14 protein-coding genes are annotated in these 19,803 nt (G+C 29.5%); 10 read left to right on the forward strand and 4 right to left on the reverse strand.

The genetic code is table 11. From position 1 onward, the window contains the following. Positions 1-13: 13 nt before the first annotated feature. The gene (locus tag ACQ65T_RS09540; protein WP_430400849.1) at positions 14-2,347 is read right to left on the reverse strand and encodes an ATP-dependent helicase; all 2,334 of its coding nucleotides are present in this window, start codon (positions 2,345-2,347) and stop codon (positions 14-16) included. A 350-nt stretch (positions 2,348-2,697) separates the two neighbouring features. Between ACQ65T_RS09540 and ACQ65T_RS09545 the strand changes: the two genes are divergently transcribed. Beyond that, the gene (locus ACQ65T_RS09545; protein ID WP_430400850.1) at positions 2,698-3,222 is read left to right on the forward strand and encodes a hypothetical protein; all 525 of its coding nucleotides are present in this window, start codon (positions 2,698-2,700) and stop codon (positions 3,220-3,222) included. On the opposite strand, the gene ACQ65T_RS09550 is transcribed toward ACQ65T_RS09545, so the two are convergent. The 3 genes from ACQ65T_RS09550 to ACQ65T_RS09560 form a co-directional block, all read right to left on the reverse strand. Further along, positions 3,223-4,131, reverse strand: a complete 909-nt coding sequence (locus tag ACQ65T_RS09550) for a patatin-like phospholipase family protein (RefSeq protein WP_430400851.1) — start codon at positions 4,129-4,131, stop codon at positions 3,223-3,225. It abuts the gene before it with no gap. Between the two features lie 67 nt (positions 4,132-4,198). Continuing rightward, positions 4,199-5,041 (reverse strand): hypothetical protein, encoded by an 843-nt coding sequence (locus ACQ65T_RS09555; RefSeq protein WP_430400852.1) that lies wholly within the window; start codon positions 5,039-5,041, stop codon positions 4,199-4,201. 62 nt (positions 5,042-5,103) lie between these two features. Further along, positions 5,104-7,176 carry a M1 family metallopeptidase gene (locus ACQ65T_RS09560; protein WP_430400853.1) on the reverse strand — a complete coding sequence of 691 codons (2,073 nt, stop codon included), beginning with the start codon at positions 7,174-7,176 and terminating at the stop codon, positions 5,104-5,106. A gap of 152 nt (positions 7,177-7,328) precedes the next feature. Here ACQ65T_RS09560 and recG point away from each other — a divergent pair, with 152 nt between their 5' ends. From recG to ACQ65T_RS09605, 9 genes are all read left to right on the forward strand, one after another. Continuing rightward, positions 7,329-9,434: an ATP-dependent DNA helicase RecG gene (gene recG / locus ACQ65T_RS09565; RefSeq protein ID WP_430400854.1), complete on the forward strand. Its 2,106-nt coding sequence runs from the start codon at positions 7,329-7,331 to the stop codon at positions 9,432-9,434. Between the two features lie 74 nt (positions 9,435-9,508). Next, positions 9,509-10,372 (forward strand): bestrophin family protein, encoded by an 864-nt coding sequence (locus ACQ65T_RS09570; protein WP_430401356.1) that lies wholly within the window; start codon positions 9,509-9,511, stop codon positions 10,370-10,372. An 85-nt stretch (positions 10,373-10,457) separates the two neighbouring features. After that, positions 10,458-12,887 (forward strand): phenylalanine--tRNA ligase subunit beta, encoded by a 2,430-nt coding sequence (gene pheT, locus ACQ65T_RS09575; RefSeq protein ID WP_430400855.1) that lies wholly within the window; start codon positions 10,458-10,460, stop codon positions 12,885-12,887. An 84-nt stretch (positions 12,888-12,971) separates the two neighbouring features. Beyond that, the gene (locus ACQ65T_RS09580; protein WP_430400856.1) at positions 12,972-13,730 is read left to right on the forward strand and encodes a Rossmann-like and DUF2520 domain-containing protein; all 759 of its coding nucleotides are present in this window, start codon (positions 12,972-12,974) and stop codon (positions 13,728-13,730) included. Continuing rightward, positions 13,714-14,241: a KdsC family phosphatase gene (locus ACQ65T_RS09585; protein ID WP_430400857.1), complete on the forward strand. Its 528-nt coding sequence runs from the start codon at positions 13,714-13,716 to the stop codon at positions 14,239-14,241. The genes ACQ65T_RS09580 and ACQ65T_RS09585 overlap by 17 nt, the downstream gene beginning before the upstream one ends. A 62-nt stretch (positions 14,242-14,303) precedes the next feature. Beyond that, complete coding sequence (locus ACQ65T_RS09590; RefSeq protein ID WP_430400858.1) at positions 14,304-15,224, forward strand: geranylgeranylglycerol-phosphate geranylgeranyltransferase; 921 nt, start codon at positions 14,304-14,306, stop codon at positions 15,222-15,224. Next, a complete protein-coding gene (locus ACQ65T_RS09595) occupies positions 15,217-15,795 on the forward strand; it encodes a Maf-like protein (protein ID WP_430400859.1) in 579 nt (192 codons plus the stop codon). Before ACQ65T_RS09590 ends, ACQ65T_RS09595 begins: the two co-directional genes overlap by 8 nt. Further along, a complete protein-coding gene (locus tag ACQ65T_RS09600) occupies positions 15,796-17,277 on the forward strand; it encodes a rhomboid family intramembrane serine protease (protein WP_430400860.1) in 1,482 nt (493 codons plus the stop codon). It begins immediately after the preceding gene. A 73-nt stretch (positions 17,278-17,350) separates the two neighbouring features. After that, positions 17,351-19,795 (forward strand): PIG-L family deacetylase, encoded by a 2,445-nt coding sequence (locus ACQ65T_RS09605; RefSeq protein ID WP_430400861.1) that lies wholly within the window; start codon positions 17,351-17,353, stop codon positions 19,793-19,795. The last annotated feature ends 8 nt before the right edge of the window (positions 19,796-19,803 follow it).

A 19,803-nucleotide genomic window follows, 5' to 3' on the forward strand; every position in this document is an offset into this window, starting at 1 on the left:
TATTACTAAAAAACTATCCAATAACTTCCAACTTAGCAAAACGCAATAATAATTTTTTAATACCACCAACATCAAATTTAATTTCAGCTTTTTTATCGCCAGCCATACCTTCAATATTAATGATTTGTCCTTTACCAAAACGCTCATGCATAACAATATTTCCTATTGCTAAGTTAGAATCGAATAAATTCGTATTTCCTTGTGTTCTAACTCCAGAAACTGGTTTTAATTTACGAATGTTTGGCTTATCATTTGCTAGCGTATTTAAATAAGAAGGTGGTTTACTCGCAACAGGTTTTGCTGTCCGTAATTTAGATTTATCAATGTCTCCAAAAATATCAACATCCATCATTGGTTTATAACGGTATCCTGAATTATTTTCTGGATTTAAATATTCTAAATACTGACTGTCAATTTCTTCAATAAAACGTGAAGGTTCACTGTCTACCAGTTTTCCCCATCGATAACGCGATTGCGCATATGTTAAATACGCTTGATGTTCTGCTCTTGTTAGAGCAACATAAAATAAACGTCGTTCTTCTTCTAAATCGCTTCGAGAACTTAAACTCATTGCACTTGGAAATAAATCTTCTTCTAAACCTACGATAAATACATGTGGAAATTCCAATCCTTTTGCAAGGTGAATGGTCATCAATGCTACTCTATCGTCATCACCAGTATCTTTATCTAAATCAGTAGCAAGTGCAACATCTTCTAAAAATTCAGACAAAGCTCCACGAGCACCATCAATTTCTTTTTGTCCTTCAATAAAGTCTTTTATACCGTTTAAAAGTTCTTCTATATTTTCAATACGAGTAATCCCTTCTGGAGTTCCGTCTTTTTTAAGTTCTTGAACTAAACCTGTCTTTTTAGTTACTAAATCAGCTAAATAAAAAGCATCTTGCGTTTCATTAATAACTTGAAAGCTTTTAATCATTGTTACAAAATCTTGCAACTTATTTTTGGTTCCCGAATTTAGTTTTAAATCAATTTTATCAATATGTTCTAATACTTCGAAAATAGACCTTTTGTAATGGTTTGCCGCAACCGTTAATTTTTCGATAGTTGTATTTCCAATTCCTCTTGCCGGATAATTAATAACACGAATTAAAGCTTCTTCATCATTTGGATTGATAATCAATCGTAAATAACATAAAACATCTTTAATTTCTTTACGTTGATAGAAAGACAGACCTCCATAAATACGATACGGAATATCACGCTTTCTCAAAGCATCTTCCATAGCTCGCGATTGTGCATTAGTTCGATATAAAATAGCAAACTGACCATTGTGCAATTGTTGTTGCATTTTTTGTTCGAAAATTGTTGCTGCTACAAAACGACCTTCTTCCCCATCTGTTAAACTACGGTGCACTTTTATTTTTGGTCCGTTGTCATTATTCGTCCAAACAATTTTATCAAGTTTAGTTTTATTCTTATCAATGATATTATTTGCGGCTTCAACTATGTTTTTTGATGAACGATAGTTTTGTTCCAATCGGTACAATTGAACATTATCATAATCTTTTTGGAAATTCAGAATATTATTGATGTTTGCTCCTCTAAAACCATATATACTTTGAGCATCATCACCAACCACACATATGTTTTGAAAACGATCTGACAAAGCTCTAACAATTAAGTATTGAGAATGGTTTGTATCCTGATACTCATCGACTAGAATGTAACGAAACCTATCTTGGTATTTGGCTAAAACTTCTGGAAAACGATTGATTAACTCATTGGTTTTTAATAATAAATCATCAAAATCCATTGCGCCCGATTTAAAACATCGCTCTACATAATTTTTATAAATATCTCCCAAACGAGGCTTTTTACTCATTGCATCAGCTTCTTGTAAATCTTGGTTATTAAAATAAGCCTTAACTGTTATAAGGGAATTTTTATAACTCGATATTCTGCCTAAAACTTGCTTTGGTTTATAAATATCTCTATCGAGTTGCATTTCTTTAATAATTGCCCCAATAAGACGAACAGAATCTTGCGTGTCGTAAATGGTAAAGTTAGAAGGATAACCTAATTTTTCAGCCTCAATTCGTAAAATCTTAGCAAAAACTGAGTGAAAAGTTCCCATCCAAAGATTTTTAGCTTCATTATTACCAACAATATCGGCGATACGTTTTTTCATTTCACGTGCAGCCTTATTCGTAAATGTTAATGCCAATATATTAAATGCGTCTACACCTTGATGCATAAGATTTGCAATACGAACTGTTAAAACCCTTGTTTTCCCCGAACCTGCTCCAGCAATTACAATCATTGGTCCGTCTTTTTGAAGAACAGGAGCTTGTTGGGCTTCATTTAATTGGGTAATTATGTGCTGCATTATGATTTTCTATAAGATTTAGTAATATACAAAAATACGTGATTTCAAGTTCAATTACAAAGAACAAAAGCCAATTTAAAAATCGAATTTAAAACTCAAATACAAAGACAATTTCAATTAGAAATTCTTAAAAACTTAGCATCACAGATTATACACATTAAAAGGATTTAACAGATATTACTATCGTTAAAATTGAAATTGATTTTTGAAATTAAAATTGTATTTTGAAATTGTAAATATTAATGTTTTCTTTGTACAACTAACATAGCCCTGATAGAGCTGATATCCTTTTTTGGAGCGATAGCGAAGAAAAAGATAAAAGCGAAAGCAGGAAATAGCTTCAAATAAAAATGGATATTACCACTAAAATAATTGAATTAGCTTCTTACACTTTACCTGCAATAATAACGGGTGGAGTTGCTTATTTATCATTTCAAACTTTTTTTAAAAATGAAGAAAGTAGAAGACGTTTTGAATTATTAAAAGAAAATCAAAGTCAAGCTTTACCTATAAGATTACAAGCTTATGAAAGAATGGTTTTGTTTCTTGAAAGAATTAATCCTACTCAATTATTATTAAGAGTTTCTCCTCCTAATACAAGTAAGGAAGATTATGCAACTTTTTTAATTCATACTATTCAAACTGAATTTGAGCATAACTTAACACAACAAGTTTATTTGACGACAAATACTTGGGATATTATTAATAAAGCTAAAAATTCAACGATTCAATTGATTAGAAGAAAATCTATTGAAGAAGAAATTGTTTCTGCTGAAAAATTACGAGAAGCCATTTTAATTGAGATGACAGAAACTGAATCGCCAAGTGTAATTGCAATTAGTTATTTGAAAGAAGATTTAAAAACGATATTTTAATTATTCTTCAGTAATTATTTCTTGAACATCAATATCTTTAGACTTAGCATATTCATAGCCTACTTGCCACCAATTTTTCATTTGTTCTTTATTAAAGACCAATGAGTTTGTAGTTAACATAGTTGGTGTATAGTAAAAATTAATTGTAGCTCCATGAAGTATTGCTTCGTATTTACCTATTTTGATATTTTGAAACTCAATTCTATCCATCATAAAAGCAAATAAATTACTTAAAGCAGAAAAGGGACTTCTTGCGGGCATTCTGTTAAATAGTGTGCTTTCGGTATGAAGAATAATTGCATCTACATGAGTTGCTCCATTTTTTATTGCTTCTTCTATGGGAATCATAGCTGCGAAACCACCATCAGCATAATCACAGCCATTTTTTCGGACCAATGACATGAATGGAATATAGTTACACGAAATCCATATCCATTCGCAAAAATCATGATATGTACAATCGTTAATAGACTTATACTCTACAGTATTCAATGATAAATTTGATACAGTAATAATAATTTCTTTATTCGATGATTTCAAGATTTCAAATTCTTCTTCAGAAAAAACATTCAAAATCATTTTTTTTAAATTTTTACTTTCTCCGAAGGTTTTAGAACCATTCATGAAATTTCTTATCACGTTTAAATGATGAATCTCAATTGTATCTTCTCCAAATCGTTTTTTTATTCTGAATGGACAATTACTAAAAATACTATTTTGATTAACAGAAGTGTAAATTTCTTTGATTTTCTCTACTTTACCCAATGCCAAATGAGAAACCAACAAACTTCCTGTTGAAGTACCTAAATACATATCATAATCATGTTTTAAGTCTTCAATAAGATATTGAGCAACACCTCCAGCAAATGCGCCTTTACTTCCTCCTCCAGATATAACTAATGCTTTCATTTTACAAATATAAAAAAGCCATCTAATATTAGATGGCTTTATTTTTTTTTATAGAAATAAACTTAAATTAGTTTCTAACGTAAGTATTAGTGTATTGTCTGTTACCAGCACCAAAAGTAATTTCATAAGTAGCATTAAAGTTGTTGATATCATCAACTTCTCCATCTGTACCATCTGCAGTTAAACCATAAACTTGGTTTGAATAATAACCTTGACATAACCCTTGAACTGGAACAGTAATATCTCCACAAATATCTATGAAGTTATATGCTTGGTCTGGAGCAATAGTTCCTGGAGCCCAAGTTCCCGTTGTAGTAGTTTTCAATGTATTAATATCTACTAAAGAAACAGTTTCAGTTGGTCTTACAACTGTTGCGCCGTCATTTCTAACAATAGTACAAGTAAAACTTCCTGGAGAACCTGCAGTTGCAATTTGAGTTTGACATCCAACAAAAACAATTCTTAATCTATTGTATTGAGCTCCTACAACAGTACCTTCTGATGAAGTAGTCAAATTTAAGATTAATTCAGTTTTCTCAGTTGGATTTAAATCTCCTGTGTTAACCATTAATGGAAACATTCCAAAAGTCGAACCTGCTGGAATAGTAACCATTCCTGAAGTATCAGCGAAATCAAATTCTACACCTTCAGTAGCAGTACTTGCAGCATCTACTTCATAAGTAACAGTAATATCAGTATCTGATAATTGACCGTTACCATTACCTAAAATGTTAACTGGAAAATTACGCTCAACAGCTCCTAAATCTTCGAAATAAGCAACTGATTCAAAATTTGAAGAAAACCCTAAAACCTTAGGTCCATTAGAGAAATCTTGCTCTACTTTAATGTCGTCATCTGTACACGCTAAAAAAGCAGAAGAAATAATTAATAAGGATAAAATCTTTTTCATAAGTTTTATTTTTAGTTATATATTAATTAGATACAAAAAAAATAAAAAGGTTGCGTTGAAAATTATTTTTTTAAAAAATAATTTAATCGTTCTTTTTGTTTTGCACTCATTTCCAATAATAAAGATTCTTTTTTATATAGAAATTGTTCATCATGAATAATTTTCATTATTTCTGATTTCGCAAAATTCACAAATCGCCATTTATGATGCATAGAAGCATCTATCAATGAAATTAGTACCGAATTAGATATCATTTTAAAATTAATTAATGTCTCTAAAGCATTTTGACGAACTCCTGATTCATAAGGTGCATTTGCAAGCTTTTCTAACTCTTGAATAGCATTTTGTTTTTCATCTAATCCAACTTGCTGTGAAACTAATTGCAATGTTAAGTAAGCAATTTTTAAATTATAGTTTAAACCGTTTTCATTTTGAAATAAATTAACATAACTATTTCTCTCTTCTGGAAAATTAGACCAAAGTCTGAACAATGCTATTTCTTTAGTAATATATGATTTATCATTTAATAAAGTTTGAAATTTGATTCTATAATCTGAAGGAATCTTAATAAACGATTGTGCTAAAGCCTGACGAATTTTTAAATTATTACTTTCAAATGCTAAATCAACTAATTCTTTTTTATCTTCAAAATCTACAACTGAGGTTTGTAAAAGAATTTCTTGTTGTAAAGGAAAGTAACTTTTCTTTTTCATTAAAGTTAGTAATTGATCTTTTTTATCATCAAAAGATAAAATCTCTAATTCTTTTACTATTTGTAAATCAACAATAAATGCATTTTTATTTAAAATTGAAATAGCGTCGTTCCATCTAAAATCAGCATTTTCTAACCATTCTTTTTTAAACTTATCCGTATCAAAATTCGAAACTTTTTTAATTTTAGCTAAAAACTCGTCAGTATCAACATTTTTAAAAGCGTATTCTTTTAAATAACATTTAACTGCTTTTTTAAACTTTTTTTCACCTATTTGAATTCGTAAATAATGTAAAGCCCAAGCTCCTTTTTTATAAAATGTAAGTGAACTCGCTTTTTCATTCAAAATTGGAATTGTATCAGTTTTAGACGCTTGTTTTAATTGTTCGGCCATTTGATACAATTCGTAATTAAAATAATCATCGCCAAAAATTTCTTTTTCAGCTAACAAAGCGTAATAAGTTGCAAAACCTTCTTGTAGCCAATGATGCTTACTCTCTTTAGCCGTGATAAAATCGCCAAACCATTGATGTGCTAATTCATGTGCGTTGACATTTACATAGTTTTTGTCATTAAAACCTATTTCGTCTACTACAAAATCTTGTGCAAAAATGGTAGACGTAGTATTTTCCATTCCGGCATATAAAAAATCACGAACCGGAACTTGACGGTATATTCCCCAAGGATACTTTACTCCTATTTCTTTTTCCAAAAAATCAAACATTCGTTTAGAATAACGATACGTTGGTTCAAATTTATCAGCGTCATTTCGATCTAAATAATGTTCTAATTGAGTTCCTGATTTTGTTACATCTGTTTGGTTTATGAATTTACCAATGGCCAACATGACCAAATAAGATGGCATTGGTTTTTGCATTTGATAATTCCATGTTACCAAATTTCCATTAGAATTAAACTTTTTATCAACTAAATCTCCGTTAGAGAGAACAGTAAAATCTTGAGAAAAACCAACAGATAAATTAAAAATAACTTTCTCATTTACGTCATCAAAACTAGGTAACCAGTGACTGGTGTATTTACCTTGACCTTGTGTCCAAATTTGTAAATCATCTCCTTCTCCAATAAAATAAAGCGTTTGTTTGGGTTTAGCCGAATAAGAAAATGAAACTTTATTTTTTCCAGTTTGAAAACCTTCAAACAAATCTAGAGTTAAAGCCGAATTATTAAAATTAATCGTTTTTCCATTAATCATTACATTAGAGATATTCATGTTTATTGCATCAATTTTAATAGTATCAATACTACTTAAAACATTAAACTCATATTGAATTGTACCTGAAATACTTTTTTCAAACTGATTTGGTTTTAAAAAAGCATTGCAAGAAATAAAATCAACCTTTTTAAATTGCTGTGCAAAAGTAGAAATTGTAAAAAAATAGATAAAAAGAAATCGAAACATCATGTAAACTTAATTTATGTCACGAATATAAGGCATTTTAAGAAAAAGTCATTTCCAAATTAATAATTTATCAACTATCTTCGCTTAATGTGATTAAAAAATTAAAAGATTGAAGAATTAAAAAATTCTAATAGTCTAATAATCTTACAATTTAAATGTCTAACAATCTCTTAGAAACTCCCATTGAATACTTAAAAGGCGTAGGTCCTCAGCGAGGCGACTTATTACGTAAAGAATTAGGTATTCATAAATATGGAGATTTAATTCATTTATTTCCCAATCGTTATATAGATAGGACACATTACTTTAAAATAAATCAGTTACAAAATACCAGTTCTGAAGTTCAAATTATTGGTAAAATAATCAATATTAAAACAGTTGAACAAAAAAGAGGAAAACGATTAGTCGCTACTTTTGTAGATGATACAGGGCAAATGGAATTGGTTTGGTTTCAAGGACATAAATGGATTCGAGAAGGCTTAAAAATTAATGAAGTTTATGTAATTTTTGGAAAAGTAGCTCAATTTGGCAGTGCTTTTAACATGGCGCATCCAGAAATGGAACTATTAACGGAACATAAAGCAAGTCTACGTTCTGCAATGCAGCCGGTTTATCCAAGTACCGAAAAGCTAAATAATAAAGGGATTACCAGCAGAACCATAAATAAGTTAATGCAACAATTATTTATTGAAACTCAAAATTTGTTCAGTGAGACTTTGCCTTTATATTTGATTGAGAATTTAAAACTCATTCCTAAAAAGCAAGCTTTATTCAATATACATTTTCCAAAAAATCAAGATTTACTCAACAAAGCACAATTTCGATTAAAGTTTGAAGAATTATTCTTTATTCAATTGCAATTAATTACCAAAAATCTTATTCGAAAACACAAAATAAAAGGACATCAGTTTGAAATTGTTGGTGATAATTTTAATGATTTTTATAAAAATCACTTGCCGTTTGAATTGACAAACGCTCAAAAAAGAGTGATTAAAGAAATTCGAAACGATATGGGAAGTAATGCCCAAATGAATCGTTTACTACAAGGCGATGTTGGTTCTGGTAAAACAATTGTTGCCTTAATGAGCATGCTAATTGCTAAAGATAATGGTTACCAAAGTTGCTTAATGGCTCCAACTGAAATTTTAGCCAATCAGCATTTCATTGGTTTAACCGAATTAGCTAAAGACCTAAATATCAACATACAAATACTTACAGGATCAAGTAAAACTTCACAAAGAAAGTTAATTCATGAAGCCTTAGAAGATGGAACTTTAGATATACTTATTGGAACACATGCATTACTTGAAGATAAAGTAAAATTCAAAAATTTAGGTCTAGCCATTATTGATGAACAACATCGTTTTGGGGTGGAACAAAGAAGTAAATTGTGGAAGAAAAACATTGTTCCTCCACACATTTTAGTAATGACTGCAACACCCATTCCAAGAACTTTGGCTATGAGTTTATATGGTGATTTAGATATTTCTGTAATTGACGAACTTCCTCCAGGAAGAAAGCCAATTGAAACGGTTCATCGTTATGACAACAACCGATTAAAAGTTTGGAAATTTATAAAAGACGAAATTAAAAAAGGGCGCCAAATCTATATTGTTTATCCATTGATTCAGGAATCTGAAAAAATGGATTATAAAGATTTAATGGACGGTTACGAAAGTATTTCACGTGATTTTCCGTTACCCGAATATTCTATTTCTATCTTACACGGACAAATGAAACCGGCTGATAAAGATGAAGAAATGAGACGTTTTGCAACAGGAAAAACCAATATAATGGTTGCTACAACTGTAATTGAAGTTGGTGTTAACGTTCCCAATGCATCGGTAATGATTATTGAAAGCGCTGAACGTTTTGGATTATCACAATTGCACCAATTACGTGGTCGTGTAGGTCGTGGTGCCGAACAGAGTTATTGTATTTTAATGACAAGCCATAAATTAAGCGAAGACAGTAAAGTTAGAATGGAAACCATGGTTCGAACCAATGATGGTTTTGAAATTGCTGAAGTCGATTTAAAACTTCGTGGTCCTGGAGATTTAATGGGCAAACAACAAAGTGGTGTTTTAAATCTTCAAATTGCTGACTTAGTGAAAGATAGAGACATTCTTCAACTTGCAAGACATGAAGCTGTAAAACTACTAAAAGCTGACGCTCCAATGGAAAAACCAGAACATGTACCTTTAAGAAAAGCTTTTATAGAATTGAGCAAGAAGAAAAATATTTGGAATTATATAAGTTAGGTAACTACAAAAATTATCAATTATCAATTATCAATTATCAATTATCAATTATCAATTATCAATTAAACAAAAAAATGGTTCAATACAACCCAAAAGACTGGATTACTTTTATTTTTAGATTTCATAAAGCCGACACATTTAGGCAACTTATTCCAATGATGTTAACAATTGGTTTATATTCTTTCGGTGTTGCCTATTTAGAAATCGAGTATTGGAAACTTTCAGAAGATAGTCATGTAAAAAACATAACCATAATGCACGGTATGCTTGGTTTTGTAATATCTCTATTGTTAGTTTTCAGAACCAACACTGCCTACGATCGTTGGTGGGAAGGTAGAAAACATTGGGGAGCATTAGTCAATAATAGTCGAAATTTAGCCATTAAATTATCGGTTATATTAAAAGATGAACATGATAAAAACTATTTCAGAAAAGTAATTCCGGGCTATGCATCTATTTTACAAAAGCATTTATCAAACGAAGAAACAGCAAAAATGCTTTTTGAAGATTTAAATTTAGATATTGACCATCAAAAACATAGACCCAATCAAATTGCCAAAATGCTATTTCAAAAAATACATGATTTGCATATCAGCGGAAAAATATCAGGTGATCAATTAATTATTTTAAATAGTGAAGTACAATCATTTACTGATATTTGTGGTGCTTGCGAAAGAATTAAAAACACTCCTATTCCTTACTCTTACAGTTCATTCATTAAAAAATTCATTTTCTTCTATGTAATGACACTACCTTTTGGATACGTATTTAGTTTAGGCTATTATGTAATTCCTGTTGTTGTTTTTATATTTTATGTTTTAGCGAGTTTAGAATTAATTGCTGAAGAAATAGAAGACCCATTTGGTAATGATGCTAATGATCTACCAACTGAAAAACTAGCAAGTAATATTAAAAAGCATGTAGAAGAAATTCTATAGTTAAAAGCTAATAAACTTTGGTGCTTTTAAACTTTTAAACTTTTAAACTTTAGACTATATTTGCAACCTTAAAATTCGAATAAAAATGCGTATTTCATATAATTGGCTTAAACAATTTATCAAAACAGATTGGAAATCAGAAGAAACGGAAGTTTTATTAACCGACTTAGGATTGGAAGTAGAAGGAATTGACAAATATGAAAGCTTAAAAGGTGGTCTTGAAGGTGTAGTTGTAGGACATGTTTTAACTTGTGTACAACATCCAAATGCAGACAGACTAAGAATTACTACAGTTGACCTCGGTAATGGAAATGAACGAGTTCAAATTGTTTGTGGTGCTCCAAACGTGGCTGCTGGACAAAAAGTTCCTGTAGCAACAATAGGAACAAAATTATATGACAAAGAAGGTAATTCTTTCGAAATCAAAAAAGGTAAAATTAGAGGTGAAGAATCTCATGGAATGATTTGTGCCGAAGATGAACTTGGAATTGGTCAAGGTCACGATGGAATAATGATTCTTGATGAAAAACTTAAACCAGGTACTTTAGCTAAAGATGTTTTCAAAATTGAAACTGATGAAGTTTTTGAAATCGGCCTAACTCCTAATAGAGCTGACGCTATGAGTCATTATGGTGTAGCAAGAGATTTAAGAGCAGGAATGACTTTAAAAGGGAAAAACATCGAATTAATTACACCATCAGTTAGTAGTTTCAAAGTAGACAAAAGAACTGTAAAAATTGATGTTAAAGTTGAGAATGATAAAATTACACCAAGATATTGTGGTGTAACCATTTCAGATATTAAAGTAAAACCATCTCCAACATGGTTACAAAACAGATTAAAAGCAATTGGACTTACTCCAAAAAATAATATTGTTGATGTGACCAATTATGTTTTACATGAATTAGGCCAGCCATTACATGCCTTTGATGCTAATAAAATTAAAGGAAATAAAATTATTGTAAAAACATTACCTGCAGGAACAAAATTTACAACGCTTGATGATGTTGAAAGAACACTTCATGAAGAGGACTTAATGATTTGTAATGCTGAAGAACCAATGTGTATTGCAGGTGTATTTGGAGGTAAAGAATCTGGAGTTACAGAAAATACTCAATCTATCTTTTTAGAAAGTGCTTATTTTAATCCGGTTTCTGTTCGAAAAACAGCCAAAAGACATACCTTAAGCACTGATGCTTCTTTCCGTTTTGAAAGAGGTGTTGACCCAAGTATTACGGAATATGCTTTAAAAAGAGCGGCGTTATTGATTCAAGAAGTCGCTGGAGGAGAAATTACTTCAGACATTATTGATTTTTATCCTAAGAAAATTGAAGATTTTCAAGTATTCTTAAACTTTGACAAAGCAACTAAAATTATTGGAGAGGAAATTCCAAAAGACACCATAAAAAAAATATTGGTTTCATTAGATATTAAAATAAATAATATTTCTGAAACTGGAATTGGATTATCTATTCCTCCTTATAGAGTTGACGTTCAAAGAGAAATTGATGTTATTGAAGAAATACTTCGTGTCTATGGATACAACAATATTAAATTTTCTCAAAAATTAAATGCAACCATTTCTAATTCTTCAAGAACTGAAGAATACAAAGTTCAAAACATAATTGCAAATCAACTTTGCTCTTTAGGTTTTAACGAAATGATGGCCAATTCATTAACTTCTCCTGAATACACAAAACTTTCAGAAGTAATTAAATGTGAATTTAATGTAATGATGCTTAATCCTTTAAGTAATGATTTATCAGCAATGAGACAATCAATGTTATTTTCTGGTTTAGAAGCCATTTCATATAACATTAACAGAAGAAATAGTGATTTGAAATTCTTTGAATTTGGTAAAACGTATCACAAACTTCCATCTGGTTATGAAGAAGATAAACATTTAACTATGTTTGTAACAGGTAACACTTCAAATGAAACTTGGAATCAAGCTACCGCAAAATCTGACTTTTTCTTATTTAAAGGTTACATCAACACGGTACTTTCTAGACTTGGTTTAGATGCTAAAACAAACACTTCACCTTTAGAAATGGATTTATTTTCTGAAGGAATTTCATTAAACATTGGAAAAGAAACCATAGTTGAGTTTGGAACAGTTAAGAAAAACATCTTAAAGCATTTTGACATTAAACAAGAAGTTTTTTATGCTGATTTTGATTGGGATAGAATTCAAAAATATGTTTCGAATAAAATTAAATTTACTGATATTCCAAAATATCCAGAAGTAAGAAGGGATTTATCGCTTTTATTAGATGAATCGGTTACTTTTGAAGACATATATGCAATTGCAAAACAAACTGAAAAAGCACTTTTAAAAGAAGTAAGCTTGTTTGATGTTTATCAAGGTAAAAACTTACCAGAAGGTAAAAAATCATACGCAGTTAGCTTTACTATTCAAGATAATTCTAAAACCTTAACGGATACTCAAATTGAAAAAATTATGAGTAAACTTCAAGGTAACTTTGAAAAACAACTTGGAGCAAGTTTAAGATAATTTAAATAAAAATTATTTAAAAATCTCAAACATTAGTTTGGGATTTTTTTATTTATTATCATTAGTATTTAGTATTTTAGCCACATGATTAAAGTAGTCATTATTGGTAGTGGAAATGTAGCACAACACTTAATTAAAGTGATGCAAACTGCTGTAAATGTAAATTTGGTTCAGGTTTTTGCTCGTAATAAAGAAAGTGTACTTCATTTAATTGCTGAAGACAAAATAACGTCTGATTACAATGCGATAAAAGAAGCTGATGTTTACATCATTTCAGTTTCAGACAATGCCATTGCAGAAGTTTCTAAAAATTTACCTTTCAAAAATTGTTTAGTAGTTCACACTTCTGGAACTTCTGAGCTTTCTGTTTTAGATGCTAAAAATAGAAAAGGTGTTTTTTATCCACTACAAACGTTTAGTAAATCTAAAGAAATTGATTTCTCTTCTATTCCACTTTGCCTAGAAGCTGAAAGTGAAACAGACTTACTTTTATTGGAACAATTAGCAAATACAATTACACAAAAAAGCTACAGAATTTCTTCAGGACAACGAAAAAGTCTTCATATAGCAGCCGTATTTGTCTGTAATTTTGCAAATCATATGTACACTATTGGAAACCAAATTTGTGAAGAACACAACGTTCCATTTGAAGTACTTCAACCTTTAATCATTGAAACCGCACATAAAATAACTTCTTTAAAACCAGAAGAAGCACAAACAGGTCCGGCTTTACGAAACGATACCAAAACAATTAATAAGCATCTTGAATTTTTAGAATATTCAAATTATCAAGAGCTTTATAAACTATTAACACAATCGATACAAAATGTCAAAAAGCTATAAAGAATTAATGAATAACATTACTACATTTATTTTAGATGTAGATGGAGTTTTAACCGATGGAACAATTCACGTAACCGGAACTGGAGAAATGCTTCGTCATATGAATATTCGTGATGGTTATGCAATGAAAGCCGCTGTAGAAAATGGTTATACGGTTTGTATTATTTCTGGTGGAAGCAACGAAGGTGTTCGTGTTCGATTACGCAATTTAGGAATTACCGATATTCATCTCGGCGTTCCAAATAAAGTAGAAACATTTAAGGAGTTTATTGATATTTACAATATTAAACCAGAACAAGTTTTATACATGGGCGATGATATTCCTGATTTTCATGTAATGAAATTAGTTGGTTTACCAACTTGTCCACAAAATGCAGCTCCTGAAATTAAAGAAATTAGTAATTATATTTCTCATATCGATGGTGGAAAAGGTTGTGTAAGAGATGTTATAGAACAAGTTATGAAAGTACAAGGAAAGTGGATGTCGCATTTTGATGCTAAATATGATTGATTCAATTTTTAATTTATTTAAATAAACAAATCCACAAATAAACAGATTAACAATTTCAACTAATGAATTTATTAAAACTTATACGTATACAAAACTTACTTATGATTGCTTTCATGCAAATCATTTTCAGGTATGGTTTTTTAAAAAAAATTACGGAAAACTATTTATCGTTAAGTAATTTTCAGTTTGCTCTTTTAGTACTATCAACTGTTAGTATTGCAGCTGCCGGTTATATTATCAACAATATTATAGATCAAGAAAATGATGCAATTGCAAAACCACAATCGAGAATTGTTGGCGTTTCTATTTCAGAAGCTATGGCGTATAACTTATATGTTGTTTTTAACTTAATTGGAGTTGGAATTGGTTTTTACCTTTCAAACATCATTGGAAAACCAAGTTTTGCAACGATTTTTATCTTAATTGCTGCGTTATTATATATTTATTCAACAAGCTTAAAACATATTGTTATTGTTGGTAATATTGTGGTTTCAGTTATCTTATCGTTAAGCTTATTAATTCTTGGAATGTTCGACTTATTTCCTGCCATACACGATGGAAACCAAGAGCAAATGAGTGGTGTTTTCCGTATATTGTTAGATTATGCCATTTTTGCATTTATAATTAACTTTATTCGAGAAATTGTAAAAGATTTAGAAGATATGGATGGTGATAAAGCATCTGGCGTAAATTCATTAGCCATTGTTTTAGGAGTTAATAAAACAACTAAAATACTTTTTGTGTTTTCTATCGCTTCAATAGTATTGTTTCTTTATTATTTAAACGAAAATTTATTACAATTTGATTATATTTTATATTATGCATTACTTTTTATTGTTGGACCACTACTCTATTTTACAATTAAAATTTTATCAGCAAAAACGAAAGTAGAGTTTCATCATTTAAGTAAGATTTTAAAAGTAATTTTATTCTTCGGAATCATTTCTATTCTGGTAGTAAATTATTGTTTGACAAATGCTTAGAAAAAAACTACAACATAAAAATATCATTTTAGCTTCAGGTTCACCTAGAAGACAACAGTATTTTAAAGAATTAGATCTTGATTTTACTATTCAATTAAAAGAAGTTGAGGAAGTCTATCCTAATCATTTAAAGGCTGAAGAAATTACCAACTTTCTATCCGAATTAAAAGCCGCAGCTTTTGAACATTTAAATGAAAATGATATTCTAATTACGAGCGACACCATTGTTTGGCATGAAGGAAAAGCATTAGGTAAACCAAAAGATTATGAAGATGCTTTTCAGATGCTAAAATCTATGTCGGGTAAAACTCATGAAGTAATTACTTCTGTTAGCTTTAAAACAAATGTAAAGACCGAAACAATATTTGAAATTACTAAAGTCACTTTCAAAGAAATTTCTGATGAAGCTATTACTTATTATTTAGAAAATTACAAACCATTTGATAAAGCTGGTTCATATGGAATTCAAGAGTGGATTGGCTTAATTGCCATCTCAAAAATTGAAGGTTCTTATGCAAACGTTGTAGGAATGCCTGTGGATAAAGTATATGATAAATTAGTAGAATTATAAATGACACATTCATTAAATCCATCTCATAGTGTAATTATTAATTATACTATGAATGAAAAATCAAATTTTCATGCAAAATTTATAAAAACTATTCTAGATTTAGGATGGACAATTACAAAAGTTGAAACTAATATCATTTTAGCACAATTGCCAACTTCGTTATCTTCATGGGGAGAATCATTTGAAGTTACATTATTTGAAGATCATGCTGAAATTAAAAGTTTATGCGTAGGTAATCAATTAATTGACTGGGGGAAAAACAAAAAAAATGTATCGCTTTTTATAGATAAATTTGAGAAAAACAATAACCTGAATGCAGACAATATAGATTCTAACTTACTTGAAAATTCGACTAACTCAGATAATTTTTCCATATCAGAAAATAAAAAAAGTATTAAGGATTATTTGTCTGTATTTATACCTACTAAAGATTATCTAATTACTCCAATTTTAATATTTATAAATATTATTGTATTTGTAATTATGGCTATTGATGGTACAGGAGTTATTGATTCAGATCCTGAAAAACTTATTCAATGGGGAGCAAACTATAGAGAACTAACTTTAAATGGGGAACTTTGGCGATTAATTAGTTGTATGTTCATTCATATAGGTATTGTACATTTAATAATGAATTTATATGCTCTTATTTTCATAGGAAGTCTATTAGAGCCTATTATAGGGAAAAGTAAATTTCTAACAGTCTATTTAATTACAGGTATAGTAGCAAGTACAGCAAGTTTGTGGTGGAATACATTTGCATTAAGTGCAGGTGCTTCTGGAGCTATATTTGGATTATTTGGAATATTTTTAGCTTTATTAACCACTAATTACATCGACAAAGGTATTAGACAAAACCTTTTAAAATACATATCAATTTACATTATTCTAAATATAACATATGGTTTTAAAGAGGGAATTGATGCTGCAGCACATTTAGGTGGCTTGTTTTCTGGAATATTAATAGGTTATTCTATCTGTTATTCTCTGTTTAATAAAGAAAATAAAGAAATTGCTTATTGGACAATTGGAGTAATTAGCTTTTTAGGAGTTGCATGCTCGTATTTAGTAATTGAAACAATTCCAAATCCAATAAAAAAATATTATGTTGATGAATCTGGAGGTGAATTAAATTATTTTACACTCTATGAAAACAAAATGAAAGATTTTGAAATAAATGAGAGTTTAGCATTAGAAGTAATCAACAATCAGTATAGTTCTAAAGAAAGATTTCTAGCAGACATTAATGATGTAGGCATATATTATTGGAACCTTAATTTAAAGACATTATATGAAATTCAACATTATAGTTTACCAAAAGAAGTTTTAGAAAGAAATGATGTCTTAATAAAATACTGTAAATTAAGAATAAAAAGTTATCAATTACTTTTTAGTAAAATCAAAGAAGAAAACACCATTTATGATAAAGAACTAATTGAAATTACTCAAGAAATTGAACATTTAATTAGTACATTAATATAAACAAATGTTAAAAAGGAGACTGAAAAAGTTTCCTTTTTTTTATTTCCTTATTTTTGAATACAATAAAATAATTATGATTAAAAAAATTACGCTAATTGTACTTTTAGTTGTTGGTTTCAAAAGCTTTTCTCAAGCTCCAAAAAAGCCAAGTTCAAATGAAATATACGAACAAATTGAAAAATTAAATTTTCTTGGTAAAGTATTGTATGTTGCGGCACACCCTGATGATGAAAATACACGTTTGATATCTTATTTTTCTAATCATTATCATGCGGAAACAGCATATTTATCATTAACAAGAGGTGATGGAGGTCAAAACTTAATTGGAAATGAACTTAGAGAAAAACTTGGAGCAATACGAACACAAGAATTATTAGCTGCCAGAAGAATTGATGGCGGGAAACAATTCTTTACAAGAGCTAATGATTTTGGTTATTCTAAAGAGCCGAATGAAACATTTGCTATTTGGAACAAACAAGAAGTTTTAGAAGATGTAATTCAAACTATTACAACTTTCCAACCCGATATTATTATCAATCGATTTAATCATAAAACTCCAGGAACAACACATGGACATCATACTGCATCTGCGATTTTAAGTCTAGAAGCTTATGAAGTTTTAAAAACAAAACCTAAAAGAGTTTTCTTCAATACATCTTGGTGGTTTTACGGAAGTCAAGAAAACTTTAACAAAGCTGATAAATCTAATTTAGTCGCTATTGATGCTAATGTCTATTTTGCATCAAAAGGATTAAGTAATTATGAAATTGCAGCTTTAAGCAGAAGTCAGCATAAATGTCAAGGGTTTGGAACTACTGGTTCTAGAGGAAGTGAGGCAGAATATTTAGAACTTTTAAAAGGAGAAATGCCAACATCTGGAAATATTTTTGAAGGAATTGACACTTCTTGGAACCGTATTGAAGGTGGAAAGGAAATTGGAATTATTTTGCATAAAGTTCAAGAAAACTTCAATTTCAATAATCCATCTGTCCATATTCCAGAACTTATTAAAGCGTATAATTTGATTTCAAATTTAAAGAATGATCATTGGAAAATAACAAAACAAAAACAGCTTTCATCAATTATTGAAGCGTGTAGTGGATTATATTTAGAGGCGGTAAGCAGCCATGAATCAGTAACTAAATTAGAAGATTTTTCAATAAATATTGAAGCTACAAATAGAAGTAATACTCAAGTAAAATTAATTTCGGTTAACGTTTTAAATACGAATGACGTTGTTAAAAATGAAAATATTAAAAACAATACAAACTTTAGCTTTTCTATTGATAAAGTAAGATTACCTGGTTCATTTGATTATTCAAATTTATTTTGGTTGAAAGAAAAAGCAACTGTTGGAATGTATACTGTAAGTAATAAATCTATTCGTATCTTACCACAAGAAGAATTACAATATCCTGTTGTTTTTAAACTGAACATTGAAGGAGAGAATATAGAATTTGTTAAGAATTTAGTTTACAAAAAGAACATGCCTGAATCAGGAGAAACCTATATGCCATTTACTATTCTTCCAGAAGTAACTACTGAAGCCTTGAATAAAGTAACCATTTTTAATTCGAATCAACCTAAAGAATTTAAAGTAAAAATTAAAGCTCACAAAGACAATGTTTCTGGTTTTGTAAAACTTCAAGCGGATGACAATTGGACTATTTCACCAAAACAAATTCCGTTTTCAATCAATACTAAAAACGAAGAGCAAACGGTTGTTTTTACGATTACACCTTCTGAAAAAGAAATAACTTCAAATTTAAACATAATTGCAAATATTAATGGAAATGAAATCAATAAGGAGTTAGTGCAAATTGATTATGCTCATATACCAAAACAAACTATTTTGCAAAATTCAGAAGCTAAAATAGTTCGATTAAATGTTCAAACCAAAGGTAAAAACATAGGATATTTAATGGGTGCTGGTGATGAAGTAGCTAAAAATTTAGAAAATTTAGATTTTAATATTACCTATTTAGATCCGAATGAATTAACCCTTGAAAATTTAGAGAAATTTGATGCAGTTATTTTAGGAATTAGAGCTTTCAATGTCATAGAGGAATTGAAATATAAAAACAAAATCTTGTTTGACTATGTTCAAAATGGAGGGAATTTAATAGTTCAATACAACACTACAAATAATCTACTAACTAATGAAATAGCTCCTTATAATATAAAATTATCAAGAGATAGGGTTACCAATGAAAATGCAACAGTTACATTTTTAAGTACAAATCACCAAGTACTTAATAAACCTAATAAAATAACTACTGAAGATTTTAAAAATTGGGTTCAAGAACAAGGTTTATATTATCCTTCTGAATGGAGTGATGAATTTATTCCTATTTTAGCTTCAAATGATGAAGGAGAATCTGCTAAAAAAGGAGCTTTACTTATTGCAAAATATGGTAAAGGAAATTACATTTATACAGGTTTAAGCTTTTTTAGAGAACTTCCCGAAGGAGTTAGTGGAGCTTATCGCCTTTTGGCAAATATAATCGCATTAGAATAAGAAAATAT

Origin of the sequence: Flavobacterium sp. (genome assembly GCF_965284515.1) — a bacterium.
Classification (GTDB): domain Bacteria; phylum Bacteroidota; class Bacteroidia; order Flavobacteriales; family Flavobacteriaceae; genus Flavobacterium.

What these genes read in the sequence shown, in the direction of transcription:
- ACQ65T_RS09605 (WP_430400861.1), top strand. Translation starts at nt 17,351, where the DNA reads ATGATTAAAAAAATTACGCTAATTGTACTTTTAGTTGTTGGTTTCAAA.
- ACQ65T_RS09585 (WP_430400857.1), top strand. Translation starts at nt 13,714, where the DNA reads ATGTCAAAAAGCTATAAAGAATTAATGAATAACATTACTACATTTATT.
- ACQ65T_RS09550 (WP_430400851.1), bottom strand. Translation starts at nt 4,131, where the DNA reads ATGAAAGCATTAGTTATATCTGGAGGAGGAAGTAAAGGCGCATTTGCT.
- ACQ65T_RS09555 (WP_430400852.1), bottom strand. Translation starts at nt 5,041, where the DNA reads ATGAAAAAGATTTTATCCTTATTAATTATTTCTTCTGCTTTTTTAGCG.
- ACQ65T_RS09540 (WP_430400849.1), bottom strand. Translation starts at nt 2,347, where the DNA reads ATGCAGCACATAATTACCCAATTAAATGAAGCCCAACAAGCTCCTGTT.
- pheT (WP_430400855.1), top strand. Translation starts at nt 10,458, where the DNA reads ATGCGTATTTCATATAATTGGCTTAAACAATTTATCAAAACAGATTGG.
- ACQ65T_RS09590 (WP_430400858.1), top strand. Translation starts at nt 14,304, where the DNA reads ATGAATTTATTAAAACTTATACGTATACAAAACTTACTTATGATTGCT.
- ACQ65T_RS09595 (WP_430400859.1), top strand. Translation starts at nt 15,217, where the DNA reads ATGCTTAGAAAAAAACTACAACATAAAAATATCATTTTAGCTTCAGGT.
- ACQ65T_RS09545 (WP_430400850.1), top strand. Translation starts at nt 2,698, where the DNA reads ATGGATATTACCACTAAAATAATTGAATTAGCTTCTTACACTTTACCT.
- recG (WP_430400854.1), top strand. Translation starts at nt 7,329, where the DNA reads ATGTCTAACAATCTCTTAGAAACTCCCATTGAATACTTAAAAGGCGTA.
- ACQ65T_RS09560 (WP_430400853.1), bottom strand. Translation starts at nt 7,176, where the DNA reads ATGATGTTTCGATTTCTTTTTATCTATTTTTTTACAATTTCTACTTTT.
- ACQ65T_RS09570 (WP_430401356.1), top strand. Translation starts at nt 9,509, where the DNA reads ATGGTTCAATACAACCCAAAAGACTGGATTACTTTTATTTTTAGATTT.
- ACQ65T_RS09600 (WP_430400860.1), top strand. Translation starts at nt 15,796, where the DNA reads ATGACACATTCATTAAATCCATCTCATAGTGTAATTATTAATTATACT.
- ACQ65T_RS09580 (WP_430400856.1), top strand. Translation starts at nt 12,972, where the DNA reads ATGATTAAAGTAGTCATTATTGGTAGTGGAAATGTAGCACAACACTTA.